The organism is Sphingobium sp. Leaf26 (assembly GCF_001421665.1).
GTDB lineage: Bacteria > Pseudomonadota > Alphaproteobacteria > Sphingomonadales > Sphingomonadaceae > Sphingobium.
The window spans coordinates 58,311-76,709 of sequence record NZ_LMKV01000031.1; the positions used below are offsets into that span (position 1 = coordinate 58,311).

The 18,399-nt window shown below is 63.4% G+C and carries 15 protein-coding genes; 3 read left to right on the top strand and 12 right to left on the bottom strand.

Going from position 1 to position 18,399, the window contains the following annotated elements; genetic code table 11:
* Positions 1–30: 30 nt before the first annotated feature.
* Both ASE85_RS19870 and ASE85_RS19875 read right to left on the bottom strand, forming a co-directional pair.
* The gene (locus ASE85_RS19870; RefSeq protein WP_162237489.1) at positions 31–2,187 is read right to left on the bottom strand and encodes a CaiB/BaiF CoA-transferase family protein; all 2,157 of its coding nucleotides are present in this window, start codon (positions 2,185–2,187) and stop codon (positions 31–33) included.
* A 16-nt stretch (positions 2,188–2,203) separates the two neighbouring features.
* The gene (locus tag ASE85_RS19875; RefSeq protein WP_056692839.1) at positions 2,204–3,382 is read right to left on the bottom strand and encodes an acyl-CoA dehydrogenase family protein; all 1,179 of its coding nucleotides are present in this window, start codon (positions 3,380–3,382) and stop codon (positions 2,204–2,206) included.
* A 153-nt stretch (positions 3,383–3,535) separates the two neighbouring features.
* Here ASE85_RS19875 and ASE85_RS19880 point away from each other — a divergent pair, with 153 nt between their 5' ends.
* From ASE85_RS19880 to ASE85_RS19890, 3 genes are read left to right on the top strand one after another with little or no spacing between them, the layout of a single operon-like run.
* On the top strand, positions 3,536–4,750 hold the full coding sequence (locus ASE85_RS19880) for an acyl-CoA dehydrogenase family protein (RefSeq protein WP_056692842.1): 1,215 nt from the start codon (positions 3,536–3,538) through the stop codon (positions 4,748–4,750).
* Between the two features lie 32 nt (positions 4,751–4,782).
* Complete coding sequence (locus ASE85_RS19885; RefSeq protein ID WP_056692845.1) at positions 4,783–5,220, top strand: Zn-ribbon domain-containing OB-fold protein; 438 nt, start codon at positions 4,783–4,785, stop codon at positions 5,218–5,220.
* Between the two features lie 13 nt (positions 5,221–5,233).
* Complete coding sequence (locus tag ASE85_RS19890) at positions 5,234–6,370, top strand: thiolase family protein (RefSeq protein WP_056692848.1); 1,137 nt, start codon at positions 5,234–5,236, stop codon at positions 6,368–6,370.
* A 146-nt stretch (positions 6,371–6,516) separates the two neighbouring features.
* Here the strand turns inward: ASE85_RS19890 and ASE85_RS19895 are convergent, their stop codons facing one another.
* From ASE85_RS19895 to ASE85_RS19940, 10 genes are all read right to left on the bottom strand, one after another.
* A complete protein-coding gene (locus ASE85_RS19895) occupies positions 6,517–7,284 on the bottom strand; it encodes an enoyl-CoA hydratase-related protein (RefSeq protein ID WP_156358435.1) in 768 nt (255 codons plus the stop codon).
* Positions 7,285–7,357: 73 nt separating this feature from the next.
* Positions 7,358–8,200, bottom strand: a complete 843-nt coding sequence (locus ASE85_RS19900) for an SDR family NAD(P)-dependent oxidoreductase (protein ID WP_056692853.1) — start codon at positions 8,198–8,200, stop codon at positions 7,358–7,360.
* A 183-nt stretch (positions 8,201–8,383) separates the two neighbouring features.
* Complete coding sequence (locus ASE85_RS19905; protein ID WP_056692857.1) at positions 8,384–11,869, bottom strand: indolepyruvate ferredoxin oxidoreductase family protein; 3,486 nt, start codon at positions 11,867–11,869, stop codon at positions 8,384–8,386.
* Entirely contained in the window at positions 11,866–12,861 is a 996-nt protein-coding gene (locus ASE85_RS19910; protein WP_056692860.1) for an amidohydrolase family protein, read from the bottom strand. Before ASE85_RS19910 ends, ASE85_RS19905 begins: the two co-directional genes overlap by 4 nt.
* Before the next feature lie 5 nt (positions 12,862–12,866).
* The gene (locus ASE85_RS19915; protein ID WP_056692863.1) at positions 12,867–13,655 is read right to left on the bottom strand and encodes an SDR family NAD(P)-dependent oxidoreductase; all 789 of its coding nucleotides are present in this window, start codon (positions 13,653–13,655) and stop codon (positions 12,867–12,869) included.
* 2 nt (positions 13,656–13,657) lie between these two features.
* Entirely contained in the window at positions 13,658–14,569 is a 912-nt protein-coding gene (locus ASE85_RS19920) for a VOC family protein (RefSeq protein WP_056692864.1), read from the bottom strand.
* 17 nt (positions 14,570–14,586) lie between these two features.
* Entirely contained in the window at positions 14,587–15,075 is a 489-nt protein-coding gene (locus tag ASE85_RS19925; protein WP_056692867.1) for an aromatic-ring-hydroxylating dioxygenase subunit beta, read from the bottom strand.
* 33 nt (positions 15,076–15,108) lie between these two features.
* On the bottom strand, positions 15,109–16,440 hold the full coding sequence (locus tag ASE85_RS19930; RefSeq protein ID WP_056692869.1) for an aromatic ring-hydroxylating oxygenase subunit alpha: 1,332 nt from the start codon (positions 16,438–16,440) through the stop codon (positions 15,109–15,111).
* Between the two features lie 95 nt (positions 16,441–16,535).
* Positions 16,536–17,456, bottom strand: a complete 921-nt coding sequence (locus tag ASE85_RS19935) for an NADP-dependent oxidoreductase (protein ID WP_056692871.1) — start codon at positions 17,454–17,456, stop codon at positions 16,536–16,538.
* A gap of 14 nt (positions 17,457–17,470) precedes the next feature.
* Entirely contained in the window at positions 17,471–18,373 is a 903-nt protein-coding gene (locus tag ASE85_RS19940; RefSeq protein ID WP_056692874.1) for an SDR family oxidoreductase, read from the bottom strand.
* Between the last annotated feature and the right edge of the window lie 26 nt (positions 18,374–18,399).

An 18,399-nucleotide genomic window follows, 5' to 3' on the forward strand; every position in this document is an offset into this window, starting at 1 on the left:
CCCTTCCCTTATGATTGTTTATCGTTGTCGTCAGGCCACCGCCTGCGTTGCATAGAGTGTCTCTATCGCTGTCTCATCATAGCCGAGCGACGCCAGCGTCTCGCGCGTGTGGGCGCCCGGCATCGGGGCGGGCAGGTCATTGCCCAGCGCCGAGCGGGACAGGGAAAAAGCCGTGCCGATCTCGTTGATCCGACCGAAGGCGGCATGCTGCGTGGCGCGCACCGTGCCGCGCGCGATCAGATCCGGATCGGTCAATATCTGCTGTTCCTTGCCGTCGCGGCATGGCTCGACCCATATGCCGTGCGGCTCCAGCACAGCCTTGAGCTGTGCCAGGTCGAGCTTGGCAACCTGCTGGGCAATCAGAGCCTCGTCAATCTCTGGCAGGTCTAGCGCGCCCTGAAGCCCTACCACCGCACGCGCGCCGCGTGCCACGATAGCCACCCAACCATCCGCCGCCTGATACAGGCTTTCAAGCGGGGTATAGCCGCCGAGGCTCGCACTGAGCGATGCCATGCCGGCAAAGCTGCCATCAGGTCGCTGGATCAGTTCTGACAGCGTGTAGATGCCGGCGTTGCAGAGCGGCGATTCCAGCGCGACGCTATCGCCGGTCCGCTCACGATGGAGCAACGCCGCCAGCAATGCCACCGAACCGATCATGCCGCCGGCAATATCGACCAGATTGGTTCGATTCCAGCGCGGCGCGTTGCCGGCCCCAGCGGCCTTCACCTCGTGCCCGGTCCAGGCCTGCATCACCATATCAAAGCCAGCCTTGGCGGCCGCAGGTCCGTCATTGCCGAAGGCCGGTGCTTCCAGCGCGATCAAGGACGGATTAACGTGCGACAGGCTTTGCGGATCGACACCCAGTCGGGCAGCCACGCCGGGGCGGAAATTGTTCATCACCACATCGGCATCGGCGCAAAGCTGGTGCACCACCTTCAATCCGTCGGCATGCTTCATGTCGATGCCGATCACCCGCTTGGCATGATTGGCGAGGGTGAAGGATTTGAAGATCGACCGGTTGGGATCGCCCTGCTTCGCCTCGACCTTGATCACGTCGGCACCGAGATCCGCCAGCGCCACGCCAGCCAGCGGCCCCGCAACGAAGGCCCCGCAATCGACTATGCGCAAGCCTTCCAGAGGCTTGCGCCCTTTGCGCGCGCGCTTGGCGGCGCCACTACCCAGAGGAGCCGTCGCGAAGGGCAGGCCGACATGGCGCGTGCCATCTGCATCCCGGACGATGATGTCATTATGCACGACTTGCTGGTCCGACCAGCAGGTGCCGGGATGCTGCACTTCCTCGGCCGGCAAGCCGCGTTCCCAGATGCGCGCCAGCAGGTCGTCACAATCCTTCTTCGCCACATGGGCGGCGAGCAGGTCATAATCGCCAAAAAAATCCTTTCGGCTGCCACCGGGCTTTGGCATGCCGCTGTCGCCCGGCAGGATGGTGGGATCATCAATCTCCAGCGCCTGATAGAAGCCATATTTCGACCCTGCGCCACCGATCGCCATATGGATGAACCGATCGTCGCGTGTACGGAAAATGAGCGGCGCCACACCACGCGGGATCACGAAATCCGCCGTGGGTGTCGGCTTTTCCAGCTTCGCCCAATAGGTGCCGATCCATGGCAACGCCCCTTCGAACAGGGAGGTGGTGACGACCTGCCCCTGTCCCGATGCCTCCCGCTCGAACAGGGCGCCAAGCAGACCGATCAGACCCTGCAAGGCCGCACCATAGCTGCCCGGCTCGAAAGCATTGACGATCGGCCGGTCGGGTTCCTGCTCCCACACCAGTCCACTGCGTACCTGGGCCAGCAATTCGGTCGACGGGCCGACATAGCGCGTGTCCGCCGGGCCGTCGCTGATATCCAGGATCACGAGACGCGGATGATCGTCGGCCATACTGGCTGCATCACGGCGCGGGGGCAGATCGGGATGATCTTCCCCGCCCATGATGCAGACGTCCGCTTCAGCCAGCAATGTGGGCAGGGCATCTGCCGATGCCCGCCTGGCCGCACCATGCCATATGGCATAGGCGGGATAGATATCGGCAAAGGGATCGCCCCCGTCCGGTTCGATCCGGTGGACCTCCGCCCCCAGTTCCGCCAGCATCTTCGCAGCCAGGGCCGGAGCCATGCCTACCCCCAGATCGACGATTTTCAGCCCTTCCAGCAAGCCAGTTGTTCGCATCAGACGTCTCCTTCGGTCAGCGCGTGTAGCGGCGAGCCAGCACATCCTTCATCAGTTCGGTCGCGCCGGCGAAGATGCGCTGGACGCGCGCGGCGGTGAACATGCGGCTGATGGGATGATCGTCCATCCACGCCTGCCCGCCCCAGAGTTGGACGCAATTGTCGAGCGTGCGGAACTCCAGTTCGGTCAGCCAGATCTTGGCCATGGAGCTTTCGGCGTCTGTGATGGTGTTGGTCGCCACCTTGCGCAGCAGCGAATTGTAGAAGGCGCGCCCGACCCGAATTTCCGTTTCCATCTGGGCAAGGACGAACTGTGTGTTCTGGAAATCGATCAATCGCTGGCCGAACAGCTTGCGCGTCTGGCAATGGTCGAGCGTCATTTCGAAGGCGCGCTGGGCCGCGCCAATCGAGCGGGCGACGATCTGAAGCCGGTCGAGCGCCATGTTCGGCACGAACATCGCCGCCGCGCCATTTTCCGGGCCGACCAGATTAGTGACCGGTACACGCACATCGTCGAAGAAAAGCTCACCCGTGTCGCCGCCCTTGTAACCCTGCGTGATCATCCGTTGCTGGGTGAAGCCGCGCGTGCCCTTCTCCACGATGATCATGCTCATCCCCTTCGCCTTCAACTCCGGGGCCGTCTTGCACAGCACATAGGTGACATCGGCCTTGGCGCCGTTGGAGATATAGATTTTGCTGCCGTTGATGACCCATTCGTCGCCATCGCGGACCGCCGTGGTGCGCGCGGCGAAGGCGTCGGAACCCGATTCCGCTTCCGTCATGCCCATCGCCTGAACGCAATCGCCGGTCAGGATGCGCGGGAAATATGCCTGCTTCTGCTCCTCCGATCCATAGTCGACCAGGAAGTTGGTGCAAATGTCGGTGCCGATGAAGGAGCCCGCCGTCGCGCCGGCGGGCGAGTAGCCCAGTTCCTCTGCAGCCACCATGATGGAGAAGCGATTCGCGCCGGGACCGCCATAGGCTTCCGGGATGGTGGCGCCCAGAATTCCATATTCGCCGGCCTTGTTCCAGATCGCCCGATCAGTGCCATGCGCTTCGAACTCGCGATAGCGCGGTTCCACTTCCCGTTCGAAATAGGCGCGCACGGTCATGCGAAACATCTCCATTTCGTCGCCATAGGGGCTTTCCTCGGTATCGAAATTCCGGGGGTCCAGCTTCAGGAAAACGCCGCTCATCCTCATCCTCCGTAATAGCCGGCCTGATCGACCGGCCTGATCCGTCGATGGGCGCGCGACTTGCTGTCGCTGAGTCCCTCGACGCTGTTTCTCTATTGTGATGTAGCAGATGATACGCTAGCGCAATATGAAAATCACATGGGAGAGTCCGCAATGGCGAATGAGGATCTGGTCCGGCAGGTAGAAGCGTTCATGCTGGAGCGGGTGATCCCCACCGAGCAGGCGCATCACCACCAGTTGCAGGCGGCGGAGAACCGCTGGACCTATACGCCGGTCATGCGGGAATTGCGGGCAGAGGCCAAGGCGAAGGGGCTGTGGCTCTTCCCCCTGCCGGTCGAACTTGGCGGGCGTGGCCTGTCGCTGATGGACTATGCCCCGATCTGCGAGATCATGAACTGGTGCAACCACGGGCCTGAAATCTTCAATTGCTATACCGGCACCATTTCCAACAGCACGGCGATGAACAATCACGCTTCGGAGGCGCTGAAAGAGCGTTACATGAAACCGCTGATGGCCGGCGACATCCGGTCCTGCATCTCCATTACCGAGCGTAATGTTCCCTCCTCCGATCCCACCGATCTGAAATTCGATATCCGGCGCGAAGGCGACGATTATGTGCTGAACGGGGTCAAGAGTTGGGCAACCGGTGGGGCGATGGACGAATGTCGCTTCTTCCTGGTGCTGGGCGCGACGGATGTAAGTGCGCCGCGCCATGCGCGACATACCATGGTGCTGGTGCCGCGCGAGGCGGCGGGGCTGAGCCTTGGCCGGATCGAGACGGTGATGGGCTATGATGATGCCCCATTCGGCCATTGCGACCTGATCTTCGACAATGTGCGCATTCCCGCCAGCAACCTGATCGGCAAGGAAGGCGAAGGCTTCCTGATGATGCAGTCGACTCTGGGGGTGGGGCGTATCCAGTTGGGCATGGGCGCGATCGGCGCGGCCGAGCGCGCGATGATGGAAATGTGTAGCTGGGTCGAAAAGCGCATCATCGGCGGCAAGCCGCTGGTCGAGCGGCAGGTCGTGACCGACGCCATCGCCCGCAGCCGGATAGAGATCGACGCCTGCCGCGCCTTCATCGTGCAGACCGCGCGGCGGATGCAGGAGGAAGGGATGAAGGCCGTGCGCGGTGACATCGCGCAGCTCAAGGTCATGGCCCCCGACGTCGCGCTGAAGGTGCTGGACCGGGCGATGCAGTTCCATGGCGGGGCGGGCCTCAGCTACGATACGCCGTTGCCTGAAATGTGGTCGCATATGCGCACGGTGCGGATCGGCGAGGGCGCCGACGAAGTGCATCGCGAGACGATCGCCAAGCTGGAATTGCGCCGACAGGCCGAGTGGCGCGCCGCGCACGGCCGCGACTGACCCGAAATCATCTTTCCCATGGAGAGCCTATCATGAATGTTGTGACGCAAGCGCCGAAGCCGGCCTTTCCCTTCATCCTCCTCGACGCGAGCGGCCAGCCCAGCCTGATCGCCCAGAAATGCACCGCCTGCGGGGCCACCTATGCCGATAGCGAGCGGGTGGCGTGCGGGCGTTGCGGTGGGCGGGCCGATGTGCTGGAAACCTTTCTGCCGGCAACCGAGGGGACGCTACATTCGGCGGTGATCGTGCGGCGCGGTTTTCCCGGTGTCGATGTGCCGTTCATTTCAGCGGTCGTCGATCTGGACGGCGGACCGACGATCAAGGGGACGTTGCGCAATACCGCCGGGTTCGAGCCGGACCATGCCGCGCCCGGCCAGCGGGTGCGGGTGCGGTTCGATGACGCGCTGGGCCGCAAGGACAAGGCGGGCGGCAGCTATATCGCCCATTATTTCGAACCGATCCCGGCCTGAAGGAGCGCCCAGCATGAGTGACATCTATATCGTTGGCATCCATATGATCGACTTTGGCCGCCATCCCAACCGGACGCCGGGCCAGCTTGGCGCGCAGGCGGCGCTGGAGGCGCTGGATGAGGCCGACATCACGATCAAGGATGTGCAGGCCGTCTTTTCCGGCAGCAATTACACCACGATGATCGGGCAGAAGATACTGCAACAGATCGGCCAGACCGGGGTGCAGATCATCAACCTGGTCAATGCCTGTTCGACCGGAGCATCGGCGGTGCGCATGGCCTATACGGCGATCAGGGCGGGCGAGTTCGACACGGTGTTGTGTGTCGGGGTGGAGCAGATGACCGGCCTAGGCATGCTGGGCGGCGCGGTGCCGGGGTCGATCCCGACCGAGGGCATATTGGGATCGGCGACGATGCCGGCGGTTTTTGGGGAATCGGGCGTCGAATATGCCGCACGGACCGGCGCGACCCAGGCCGATTTTGCGCAGGTGGCGGTCAAGAACCACTATAATGCAACGATGAACCCCAAGGCGTTCCTGCGCAAGGAGACGCCGCTGGACATGGTGCTGGAGGCCGAGACGATCGCCTGGCCGCTGACCAAGCTGATGTGTTCGGTCAATGTCGATGGCGCGGCGGCGGCGGTCGTCATGTCGGAGGAGCAGGTGAAACGGCGCGGGCTGATGGACCGGGCGATCCGCATTCGCGGGTCGGCGATGGCGTCGGCGCCCTGGCAGGAGCGCGATCCGATCATGCACGACGTCAACGGTCCGACCCGGCTGGCGGCGCAGAAGGCCTATGCCATGGCTGGCGTCGATCCCAGGGATATCGACCTGGTCGAACTGCATGACTGTTTCGCTTCCGTCGAGCTGCAACATTATGAGAATCTGAGCCTGTGTGGCGAGGGCGAGGGGGTGAAGCTGATCCGCGACGGGTCGACCGAACTGACCGGGTCGATCCCGGTCAATGCGTCGGGCGGGCTGCTGTCCAAGGGGCATCCGATCGCCGCGACCGGCATCGCCAACATGTATGAGATCGCGCTGCACCTGCGCGGTCAGGCAGGGGAGCGGCAGATCAGGGGCGCGAAGATCGGCATGACCCATGTGGTCGGGCTGGGCACCAGCGCGGCGGTGCATATCCTCGAAAAGGCATGACGCATGGAAAGGGCCGGTTTGCCAACAGGCCGGCCCTTAACTTCCCATATTTCCCGCAGATTTCGACATTTAATTGCGCCGGGCTGATCCTATTGGAAAGCGGTGATGCCTTTATAGCATGAAGTGCCCAAATAGGACAGGAAGGGTCAGTGGCCGGTCCATGCGGGCGGTCGCTTCGCCATGAAGGCGGCCATGCCCTCTGCGAAATCGGCGCTGGCCATCACGCGCTGGCGCAGCGTGGCCTCTTCCTGATCGAGCGTGTCGCGGGAGGCACCATCAAGAGTGCATCGAACGATATGTCGCGAGGCCGCGACGGCCAGCGGGGCGCCCTCCAATATCTGCCCGGCCATGGCCTTGGCGATCACCAGTGCTTGCCCCGCCGCTGCCAGTGCGGAGACGAGGCCCAGCGCATAAGCGCGGGTGGCGTCGATGCGGCTGCCGGTCAGGGCCAGTTGCATGGCGACAGACCCCGGTAACTTGCGCGCCAACTGGACAAGGCCACCGCCCATGGCGGCTGCACCGACCTTGGGTTCAGGCAGCGCGAATGTGGCACGCTCGTCGGCGACGATAATGTCGCAGGCCAGCGCGATTTCGAACCCGCCACCCATGGCGAGGCCGTTGACGGCAGCGATCACGGGCTTGGTACGGCTATGATAATGGGTGAGGCCCCCGCCCCCTTCCGGCGGTAGCGGGCGATTGGTGCCCGCTACATAGGCCGATATGTCGGAGCCGGCACAGAAGGCGCGGCCGGCACCGGTCAGGATGGCGACACGCACGGTCGAGTCGGCCTCGAAATCGCGGAAAATGGCGGCCATCTGCGCGTGTGAGTCCGGGATCAGGGCGTTCAGCTTGTCCGGATTGTTCATGGTGACGGTCAGGATCTGGCCATCCTGTTCGGTCAGGCAGAAGTCCACGGCGCTGATCCTCAAATAGATAACAGGACTTCGACAGGCTCAGCCCGAACGGTGTTTGAGGCACGGGTGGGCATCAATACTGCCCTGGCGTGCTCAGCTTCGTGGCGGCGGGCTGGACGCCCTGTATGCCGCAGCCGGTCCAGGCGATGACATCGCCGGCCTGATCCATCGCGTCGAGCGGCGGCAGGCTGGCGTCCCACAGGCGGGCCTGGATGCGGCGGCCGTTGACATGATCCGAAGCGTCGGAAGCGAGGAAGGCCATCGGCGGTCCCATGATTTCAGGCGGCAGCACCGCGTCGCGCGGCAGGCCCATCTCGTCGGTCATGCGCGATCCGCAGCCGCCACCGGGGACCAGCACATTGGCGGTCACGCCGCTGCCGGCCAGATCATTGGCCATGATCGCGGTTTCCGCCTCCAGCCCCGATTTGGACGCGCCATAGAGCGAACTGCGCAGCATCGTGTCGAGGCTGGTGGTGTTGGCGACGATCCGGCCCCAGCCGCGCTGCTTCATCTGGTCCACCAGCCGGATGGCAAGGATCATCGGCGCGACCGTGTTGATCGCCAGATAGCGTTCGATGATCGCGCGATCCGATTGCCAGAAGCGATAGGGGTTGGTCAGATAATCCTTCGACACTTCGTTGATGGCGATGCCGGCATTGTTTACGAGAATGTCGATCGTGCCCAACCGGTCGAGCGCGACGTCCGCGAGGCGCTCAGCCTCCCCCGCCATGGCAAGGTCGGCGAGGACATAGGCGACCTTCGCCGCGCCCAGCGCGCGACATTCGGCGGCGGTTTCGATCAGCGTATCCTCGCTGCGGGAAGACAGGAGCAGGCTGTGGCCGTCCCTTGCCAGGGCATGCGCCATGACACGGCCAAGGCCCCGGCCAGCGCCGGTCAGCAAGATGGTGCGGCTCATGCTTCCTTTCTCCCTTGTTTTTTACTGATATGCGTAACCTAATCCCGTTCTTGCTGCGTAGGGCCTCAGCGAAACCGAAGACCCGTATCGAAGCATCACGCCCTGATCGCCTTCGATACGCCATTTCGGCTTCGCTCAATGGCTACTCAGGAAAAACGGATGTCTTTCATCTGATGCGCATCCTCACGCCGCCTGTGCCACCGGGGCGTCCAGCGCGGCGACCAGCTTGCCGATTTCCGCTTCATAGAGCGCCACATTGCCATCCTTCACCGGGCCATAGCCCTTCACCATTTCCGGCAGTTCGGCGATGGCGGCGATCCGGGTCTGGGTGCCGGGCGACAGGCGCGGCAGCAGGCTTTCGATCAGCGCCCGATAATCGACTATCAGGCGGCGCTCCATCCGGCGTTCGGCGGTCTTGCCGAACATGTCGAACAGACTGCCGCGCAGGCCCTTCATCTTCGCCAGAAGCTTGAAGCCGGTGAAGATCCAGGGGCCGAACTCGATCTTCTTTGGCTCGCCACCGGGCTTGGCAGGACGAGAGAGCAGCGGCGGTGCAAGCTGGACCTTCAGCTTGTAGTCGCCCTCGAAACTCTGCTCCAGCCGCTCGCGAAATTCGGGCGCGCTGTAGAGACGGGCGACCTCATATTCATCCTTGTAGGCCATGAGTTTGGAGAGGTAGCGCGCCACCGCCGTCGTGACTTTCAGGTCGCCGCCAAGGCCCGCCGCCGTCTCCGCCGCGCGCACGCGGGCGACGAAGTCGGCATAGGTTTCCGCATAGGCGGCGTTCTGATAGTCGGTCAGGTGTCTGATCCGGCGAGCGAGCAGGCTGTCGATATCCTGCGACAGCGGTTCCTGCGTCGAATGGATGCCGGTGCGGGCGATATAATCCTGCAACAGCGCCGGGTCATGGGCGGCGAGGCGCCCCCAGTTGAACACCTGAAGCGTGGATTTCACCTGCGATCCGTTCAGCTTGATCGCTTCCTCTATCGCCGCGATGCCGAGCGGCACGAAGCCCTTCTGCACCGCATAGCCCAGCATGAACATGTTGGTGGTGATGCTGTCGCCCATCAGCTTGGTCGCGATCTGGGTGGCGTCGATCCCTTCGACATGATCGCCGACCACGGTGCGCAGGACTTCCAGTTGCTTTTCCGGGCCGAAATTGATCGCATTGTTCGACTGGAACTGCGCGGTGGGGACGACTTCGGTATTGACGATGATCTGCGTGTCGGGGGCGACCATGTCCAGCGTGGCGGGGCTGGTGGTGACGACCATGTCGCAACCGATGACGAGATCGGCCGACTGGTTCCACAGGCGCGGGGCATGGAGTTGCTCCGGCGAAGGCGCGATGCGGATGTGACTGAGGACGCCGCCGCCCTTTTGCGCCATGCCGGTCATGTCCATGACAGACGCGCCCTTGTTATCCAGATGCGCAGCCATGCCGGCGATCGCCGCGACGGTCAGGACGCCGGTACCGCCGATGCCGGTCAGCAGGATATTATAGACATCGTCGTGACGGGCCGGCGACGGCGTCGGGATCGCGCCGAAGACGCTCACCAGTTCCTCATCGCGGAAGGCCGCGCCGAACTTGCGCGGTTCGCCGCCCAGCACGCTGACGAAGGAGGGGCAGAAGCCGTCCTGGCAGGAAAAATCCTTGTTGCATTGCGACTGGTCGATCTTGCGCTTGCGGCCAAACTCGGTGTCGACTGGCTGGACCGAGACGCAGTTGGACTTCTTGCTGCAATCGCCGCAGCCTTCGCACACCTCCTGATTGATGAAGACGCGCTTGGGCGGGTTGGGGAATTTGCCGCGCTTGCGACGACGGCGCTTTTCCGCCGCGCAGGTCTGGTCGTAGATGATCGCCGAGACGCCGGGCAGCTTCTGCATTTCGCGCTGCACCTCCTCCAACTCGCGGCGGTGGCGGATCGTGGTGCCTTCGGGCCAGCGGATGTCGGATGGATATTTGTCCGGTTCATCGGTGACGATGACGACAGGCTGCACCCCCTCCCAATAGACCTGATTGGCCATGGATTCGACCGTCAGCGTGCCATCGACCGGCTGGCCGCCGGTCATGGCGACCGCGTCGTTATAAAGCAGCTTGTAGGTCATGGTCGCGCCACTGGCGACGGCGGCGCGGATGGCGAGCAGGCCGGAATGGAAATAGGTGCCGTCGCCGATATTCTGGAAGGCGTGGGGTACGTCGATGAACGGGTGGAGGCCCGCCCAGAGCATCCCCTCCCCGCCCATCTGTGCGGACCATTCGGTCGGCCGGTCGGGCATGAACATGGCGGACAGGCCGTGGCATCCGACGCCGGCGAAGGTCAGGCTGCCGTCCACGGTCCGGGTCGATGTGTTGTGCGGGCAGCCGGAGCAGAAGAAGGCGGTGCGCATCAGGCCGGTGGGCTTTATGGCGTGGACCTTCGACCTGGCTTCGCGGATGCGGGCGATGCGGTCCTTGAGCGCTTCGTCTGCGATGCCCAGCGCCTCGATCCGGGCGATCAGCACGTCGATCGCCAGGTGGACGGTGGTTTCGCCGAAATCGGGGACCAGGCGCGCGCCGCTGGTGTCGGTCTTGCCGGTGATATCGGGCCGTTCGTCCGCGCGCATGGTGTAGAGGAGGGAGACGAGCTGTTCCTCGATGAAGGCGCTCTTTTCCTCGACCACCAGTAGTTCGCGATGGCGGCGGGCGAAGGCGGTGGCGCCCTCCGGCTCGATCGGGAAGGTCATGCCCAGCTTGTAGAGGCGGATGCCGAGCGCGCGGGCACGATTTTCGTCTATGCCCAGTTCGTTCAGGGCTTCGCGCACGTCGAGATAGGGCTTGCCGGCGGTGACGATGCCGAGTTCGCGGCGATCGCTGTCGAAGATGATCTTGTCGAAGCCATTGGCGCGGGCAAATGCCTGGGCAGCGGGCAGCTTATATTCCACCAGGCGCCGCTCGATCGGCAGCGGCATGATGTCGCCCTTGGTCTTGTTGAGGCCACCGGGCGGCATGTCGAAATCGGGCAGGACCGGGAGGGAGCGGCCGGGATCGACATCGACGGTGGAGGTGCGCTCGATCGTATCGGTCACGACCTTGAAGGCGGTATAGACGCCGGCAAAGCGCGACAGGCTCCAGCCGAGCAGGCCATAATCCAGATATTCCTGCGTATTGGATGGGTAGAGGATCGGCATCAGCGCCGCCTTCCACACCGGGTCGGATGAGGTGGCGGTGACGGTGGACTTGCCGCCCGTATCATCGCCGCCGATCACCAGCACGCCGCCATGCTTGGCGCTGCCCTCCAGATTGGCCTGGCGCATCACCTCGAATCCGCGATCGACGCCCAGATTCTTGGCGTACCAGATTGCGAAGATGCCCTGATATTTCGCCTGTTGGTAATAATGCAGCCATTGGGTGCCACGGATCGACGTCAGCGCCAGTTCCTCGTTCACGCCGGACTGGAAGCGGATATGGTTTTCCTTGAGCAGCGCGGAGGCCGACCAGAGATTGCTGTCGTAGATGCCGAGCGGCGATCCGCGATAACCGGTGATATAGCCGGCGGTGTTGAGGCCGGCGGCCAGATCGCGCTGGCGCTGCATCATCGGCAGGCGGACGAGCGCCTGGTTGGAGGAGATGTAGATCCTCCCTTCATCCTGCGTATATTTGTCGTCGATCTTAACGGCGGTCTTGGTCATGGCATGATGTCCAGCAAGCGGGCGGCATTGCCGCCGAGAATGGCCTTGCGATCGGCTTGGGATAGTCCGGTGGCCGCAAGAAAGCCGGGAAGGTCGGTCTGGCCGATCTCGGTCGGGCCATCGCTGCCCGCGATGATCCGGTCCGCTCCGAAGCGGGCGGCGAGATAGGCCAGGTTTTCGGGGGAGAAGACGACGCTATCGTACCAGAAGCGGCGGGCGTAGGCGGTCGGCGCCTCCCGCAGCGCGCCTTGCATGGCGGCGGGGAATTTGGACCAGACCAGTTCCATCCGGTCGATGACGGAACCGATCATGCCGCCGCCATGGGCGAAGACGATCTGGAGATCGGGGAAGCGGGCGAAGATGTCGGTCGCCATGAAGCCTGCCAGCGCCATCGTGCCTTCATAGGGGATGCCGACCACCGCCCCCATCAGCGCCGGCCCCTCGATCCGGTCCAGCCCGCCCGGTTTGATTCCGTGGATGAAGAGGGGGAGGTTGTGGCGCTCGGCTTGCTCCAGCACGGGATGGAAGCGATCGGACGCGATGGACTGGCCGTTCACATGGCTGCCCAGGAACAGGCCGGACAGGCCGAGCGACGCCGCCTCCGCCACCTGGCTTGCGGCATGGGCGGGGTCTTGCAGCGCAAGGATGCCCAGCCCCTTGAGCCTGCCCCCCGACCGGGCCACCATGTCGGAGCCGGCCCGGTTGATCGCGTCGGTCAGGATCGCACCCGCTGCCGGATCGAGCCAGTAGGAGAGGAGTTCGGGCAGCGGCGAGATGACCTGTATATCGACACCCGCCGCATCCATGGCGGCGATGCGCAGATCGACATCCCAATAGAGCGGATCGAAATCGCGGAACTTCGTGTCGCCGGTGAACATCGTCGCGCCGCCGCTCGCCGCCGGGCGCAGGGATGGCCATGCGGGTTCGGCGATCCCGGCCGGCTTTTGCGGAAAAGCCGGGGGGATGAAATGGGTATGGAAGTCGATCAGCATCGCTTTCACATCATCCACTGCGCGCCGTTGATCGAATGGACCTGGCCATTGACCGCGCCGGCATCGTCGCTCGCCAGAAAGGCGACATAGGCGGCGACCTCCCACATTTCGGTAAAGCGCTGCGCGGGGATTTCCCGCTTCGCGACGTCGCGCGGATGGACGCTCATCTTATATTTGGCGAGCGTGGCCGGATCATCCGACATCATCGCCTGCAAATCCTCCGTCAGCACGCCGCCGGGCGACACGACGTTGAAGGTCACGCCTTCCTTCGCAAATTCGAAGGCGAGGCCGGTGACCAGCGCATGCACCCCGCCCTTGGCCGCATTATAGCCGGCATGGCTGTAGGTGCCGGTATGGACGGAATCCGCGCCGATATTGATGACCCGGCCATGATGCCGGTCGATCATGCCGGGCAGGAAGGCGCGGGTGCACCAGATGGTCGTCCAGAGATTGCGGTCGATCGTCTGGCGCAGCGTTTCGGGCGTATGTTCCAGAAATGGCCGGATGACCCCACCGCCGGCATTATTGACCAATATGTCGACGCGGGCATGCGCCGCCAGCGCCGCGGCGAACAGCGCCTGAGCGCCCTCCTCCACGCTCAGGTCGGCGGCGTGGCCGATGGCCTTTGGCGATCCCGCCGCTTCCAGTTCGGCGCAGAGCACGTCCAGTCCATCGCCATGGATGTCCGACACGGCAAGGGCTGCGCCCTCCTGCGCCAGACGCATGGCGATCGCCTTGCCGATCCCCCGTGCCGCCCCGGTAACGACGGCGATTTTCCCCGATAGTCCCGCCATCTTCAGCCCGTCACCAGACCGGGGAATTTGCCGGCATGGATGGTTTCGGGCACCGCATCCCACAGGTCGAGATTGGCCGGATCGGCCGACATGCGCCGTGGTTCACGCGCGCCATCCTCCGGGAACTGTTCCATGCCCAGCGTATATTCCCAGACGAAATAGTCGGGATCATAGATGTAGAGGTGAATACTGCCGGAGGTCGGATGACGACCGATACCGAACTGAATCTGCACGTCGAACCGCTTGATCCGGTTGAACAGCTTGCCGATGTCGTCAATCTCGTTGACCATGAAGGCCAGGTGATGGAAGGTCGGCCTGGGCGCAGGGAATTGCAGTGGCGCAAAGCTGTGATGGTTGGGATTGGGCCAGGCCCGCAGCAGCGAGGCCTTCCACCCTTCCAGATAATCCGAGACGAGGAAGCCCATATTCTCGACCATATAGTCGGTCACGGCCTTGCAGTCGGGAATGACGAGGCCGTAATGCTTGCCGCCCTGGAAGTTGGTGAGCGTGTTGGTGCGCGGCACCGTCGTATAGTTCATCCGCGCATAATATTCCCACACCGTATTCAGCTTCGGCTCGACAATGCGGAAGGCGCGTTCGAGGCCGAGCATATGGGCCTCTTCCTGCGGGATGCGCTGCGGCGACAGGCCGATGCGCTGATAATGGGCCAGCGCCTTGTCCAGATCCTCCTCGCTTTCCAGTTCCCAGCCTGATCGGACGAAGCCGGGTTCTTCGGCGGGAATGAGCATGATGTCGTGATGCGACGGACCGATGCGGAAGAAGCGCGCGCCATTGTCGCCCTCCCCCGACTGGTCCATGCCGAAGACATCAGTTGCAAAGGCGGTGGATCTTTCAATGTCGGTGACATTGAGTGCGAGATAGCCAAGTCGGCGGTAACGAAAGTCGACACCCATTTTACTGTTCCTATCCGTCACAGGATGATGGTGAGCCGCCCCTGATTATAGAGGCTGTTGAGATCGAGCGTGCAGCGCTTGTGGCGGATGCGCACGCCGTTGGCCGTTTCGACCAGCGTGAACAAGGCCTCACCCATATAGATGGTGCTGGTATCCTCCTTCGTGCGGAACACCGCGAAGTTGGCGCGCGCCTTCGTCTCGTCGCCCTCCCCGCCCGTCACGCGGACATTGGTGATCATGTGCCGCGTCTTGGACCGGGGATATTCGGCATGCGCCGTCTTCTTGGTAAGGCGCGTGGCGCGGCCGCGTATACGGTCGATCCGGTCGGAAATGAGGAACAAGGTGTTGCGCGCATCTGCCCCGGCCGGGTCTTCGCAGGCCGGTGAAGTCACTTCATACAGCGCATCTTCGGTATATAGGGTTGCCCATTGCTCGGTTTCCCAGGCGTCGAGCAACTCCGCCTCGTAAAACAGAAAATCCTCTACCCCGGCGCGATTCATTGTCATTTTTCTCTGCCCGTCCTGATTGTTCGGTCTGGCTTATCGGGTTTCCAGCGTGTCGATGCCGCGCATCACCCGGTCCCACATGGTCCAATAGGCCTGCATCTGGATCTCATCGTCCGGCGCACCTTCGGCGTAGAGCGGATCTTCCGCCTTGCCGAAGCCCTTGGAGATTTCGCTCCATTCGATCGGCGTATGGTCCGCCGCGTCCTGGCAGATTTCCAGCATCTCGATATCGTCGGGGGAGCCGAAGCCGGCCGGGCCTAGGAAGGAGACGAAATTGTCGAGCCGCAGCGCGCGCAACTGCTCGCTTTCGTCGTCCGGTCCCATCGCCCAGGCGGTGACGCGGATCTTGTTTTCCGATTCCGGTTCGATGATGCGGACCGTGACGGACAGGATGTCATTGATGACGAGGTTGGGGAAGATCACCAGATTCTTCTGGCATTCGGCGATATATTTCGCCCGCTCCTCCCCCATGCGGCTGACCAGATTGGCGTAGCGCGCCTCGATCTCGTCCTTCGTGTCCGCACCCATGGACGGCAGCCATTGCGCCACCGGCCGGCCGGTCGGCACGAAGCTGTCCAGCACCGCATGGCCATTGCCCAGCGAACGGGCGCAACCGGCGCTATTGTAGGTCGCCAGCGTCTTGTCGATCAGCCCTTCGCCCGGCGTACCGACCATCTGGTCTCGCAGATAATCGAAATAGGAAGCGTGGACCGGGAAGAGATGATAGCCGTCATAGCTATTCTCGCACAGCAGCTTGTAATTGGCACGGATCGAATAGGTATGTTCGCCCGACAGGATGATCTGCTGCCCTTCGGTCTGGTCCATCAGCGCGTCGATCTGGTCGCGGGCGCCATCCAGATAGTCGTAGAGGCTGATCGCCTTCGGATTGTAGTTCACGAACCAGAAGCCGCGATATTGCTCCAGCCGGTCGACCGAGCGCAGGTCGAGATGCTTGTCCGCGTTGATCCCTTCGGCATAGCCGGTCTGGGCGTTCTGCGAGACGAGATTGCCTTCGGAACTGAAGACCCAGCCATGATAGGGGCAGGTGAAGTTGCGGGCATTGCCGGTGCGTTCGCGGCAGACCTTCGCGGCGCGGTGGGTGCATGTGTTGTAATGCGCCCGCACCTCCCCCTTCTTGTCGCGGATGAAGATGAGGTCGCGACCGCCGACCCGGCGTGCGTGGAAGTCGCCCTTCTTCTTCAGTTCCGTATCATGGCCGATATAGAGCCAGCATTTGGCGAAAATCTGCTGCTTTTCCTGCTCGAAAACCTCCGCGCTGCGATAGGCGTTGCGGTGGACGCGAAAACTACCCTTTTCAGGATCTGCCTTCACCAATTCCTCGCGGACTGGATCATACAGGGCCATGTCTCTCTCCTTATGTGGTCGAATCCGACCAATTCGCCCACGCATGATACGCATGCGAACCTTTTCCGCAACAGCTTTCGGGCGGGCTTGCCGATTTAATCGACCGCCAGCACGATCTTGCCACGGACATGGCCATCCATGCTGGCGCGCAGGGCGTCGGCGGCCTGGGTGAAGGGGAAGGTCCGGGCGATTTCCACTTTTAGGACGCCGCGATCGGCCAGCGTTGCGATCTCCCGCAATTGCGCGCCATTGGGACGGACGCGCACCTTGTAGGCGCGCACATCGTCCACTTCCTCGACATCGGGCGCTTTGGGGCCGCCGGCGATGCGGATGACCGATCCGCCGGGCCTGACGAGCGACCAGAGGCCGCTTTCCTGCGAATTGCCGACCAGATCGAGCAGTATGTCGACATCCTGCGCCCGTCCGTCGGGGGGATCGGTGCGGAAATCGACCACGGCGTCTGCGCCGAGCACGCGGACATAATCGCCATTGGCGGCCGAGGCCGTGCCGGTGACGCGGCCGCCGCGCGCCTTGACGATCTGCACCGCCGCCATGCCGACGCCGCCGGCCGCATTATGGACCAGCACATGCAGGCCATCAAGGTCGCGCCCGTCCGCCGCCAGCCCCTGCCAGGCGGTGAGCGCCACCAGCGGCAGGCCCGCCGCCTGCGGAGCGCTCAATCCTTTGGGGCTGACGGCGCAGGCCGCCGCATCGACCAGGATCGATTCGGCATAACCACCCGTCAGCCCCGGATGGGCGAAGACCGGATCACCCACGGTCCAGCCTTCGACCCCATCCCCCACCGCGTCCACGATCCCCGCCACGTCCCCCCCTGGAACAAGCGGCAGCGGCGGCAGCACCGGGGCCTTGCCGCTCAATAGTTTCCAGTCGACCGGGTTCACGCCGACGCCTTGCACACGCAGGCGCAATTGACCCTGCCCCGGAACCGGCATATCGATTTCATCAATCACCAGCCGGTCTGGCCCGCCGAAATCATGGGCGCGGATAATCTTCATGATATGCCTCCCGATCAGGGATTGACGAAGGTGTCGCGCTCGATCCCGGCATTATAGCCGGCAGCGGCGAGCGCGTGGCGCAGTGGCCCTTCCACCTCCTTCGCATCGCGCGAGGCAGCGGCGCGGGGACCATGCTTCCAGCCGTCGCCGACGGTATAGCCAAAGCCCCAGGCTTCGGCGAAGATGCGGCCTGTAATGTCGGACGCCGCCGGGCTGGCGAGGAAGGCGACCAGTGCGGCGATCCATTCAGGGTCGCGCCGCTCCAGCATTTCGCCGGATACTTCGCGCAGTCCTTCGGTCATGCGGGTCTGGGCACGGGGGGCGAGCGCGTTCACGGTGACGCCGATACGCGACAATTCGCGCGCGGTGATGAGCGTGAAGGAGGCGATGCCGGCCTTGGCCGCGCCATAATTGGCCTGGCCGATATTGCCGAACAGGCCGGAGCCGGAACTGGTGTTGATGATCCGCGCGTCGCGCTGGCGGCCGGCCTTGCTTTCCAGACGCCAGTAGTTGGCGGCGTGGTGGCAGGGGGCGAAAGTGCCCTTCAGATGCACCCTGATGACCAGATCCCAGTCGTCTTCCGACATGTTGACCATCATGCGATCACGCAGGATGCCGGCATTGTTGACCAAAATGTCGAGCCCGCCGAAGGTGTCGATCGCCTGTTGCACCATCGCCTGCGCCTGCGCCCAGTCGGAAATGTCGGCGCCGTTCACGATCGCCTCGCCGCCGGCCTTGCGGATTTCCTCCACCACCTGTTGCGCGGGCGAGAGGTCCGCGCCGTCACCCGCCGCGCTACTGCCCAGATCGTTGACGACGACCTTCGCGCCTTCCTGCGCCAGCTTGAGCGCATAGGCACGCCCCACGCCGCGCCCCGCGCCCGTCACGATTGCGACCCGTCCTTCACAGATGCCCATCGGCCCCTCCTTCTTTCTTCCTAAAT

Bases quoted from the DNA above. Each gene is read 5' to 3' on its own strand.
- ASE85_RS19870 (WP_162237489.1), bottom strand. From the start codon at position 2,187: ATGCGAACAACTGGCTTGCTGGAAGGGCTGAAAATCGTCGATCTGGGG.
- ASE85_RS19875 (WP_056692839.1), bottom strand. From the start codon at position 3,382: ATGAGCGGCGTTTTCCTGAAGCTGGACCCCCGGAATTTCGATACCGAG.
- ASE85_RS19880 (WP_056692842.1), top strand. From the start codon at position 3,536: ATGGCGAATGAGGATCTGGTCCGGCAGGTAGAAGCGTTCATGCTGGAG.
- ASE85_RS19885 (WP_056692845.1), top strand. From the start codon at position 4,783: ATGAATGTTGTGACGCAAGCGCCGAAGCCGGCCTTTCCCTTCATCCTC.
- ASE85_RS19890 (WP_056692848.1), top strand. From the start codon at position 5,234: ATGAGTGACATCTATATCGTTGGCATCCATATGATCGACTTTGGCCGC.
- ASE85_RS19900 (WP_056692853.1), bottom strand. From the start codon at position 8,200: ATGAGCCGCACCATCTTGCTGACCGGCGCTGGCCGGGGCCTTGGCCGT.
- ASE85_RS19905 (WP_056692857.1), bottom strand. From the start codon at position 11,869: ATGACCAAGACCGCCGTTAAGATCGACGACAAATATACGCAGGATGAA.
- ASE85_RS19910 (WP_056692860.1), bottom strand. From the start codon at position 12,861: ATGCTGATCGACTTCCATACCCATTTCATCCCCCCGGCTTTTCCGCAA.
- ASE85_RS19915 (WP_056692863.1), bottom strand. From the start codon at position 13,655: ATGGCGGGACTATCGGGGAAAATCGCCGTCGTTACCGGGGCGGCACGG.
- ASE85_RS19920 (WP_056692864.1), bottom strand. From the start codon at position 14,569: ATGGGTGTCGACTTTCGTTACCGCCGACTTGGCTATCTCGCACTCAAT.
- ASE85_RS19925 (WP_056692867.1), bottom strand. From the start codon at position 15,075: ATGACAATGAATCGCGCCGGGGTAGAGGATTTTCTGTTTTACGAGGCG.
- ASE85_RS19930 (WP_056692869.1), bottom strand. From the start codon at position 16,440: ATGGCCCTGTATGATCCAGTCCGCGAGGAATTGGTGAAGGCAGATCCT.
- ASE85_RS19935 (WP_056692871.1), bottom strand. From the start codon at position 17,456: ATGAAGATTATCCGCGCCCATGATTTCGGCGGGCCAGACCGGCTGGTG.
- ASE85_RS19940 (WP_056692874.1), bottom strand. From the start codon at position 18,373: ATGGGCATCTGTGAAGGACGGGTCGCAATCGTGACGGGCGCGGGGCGC.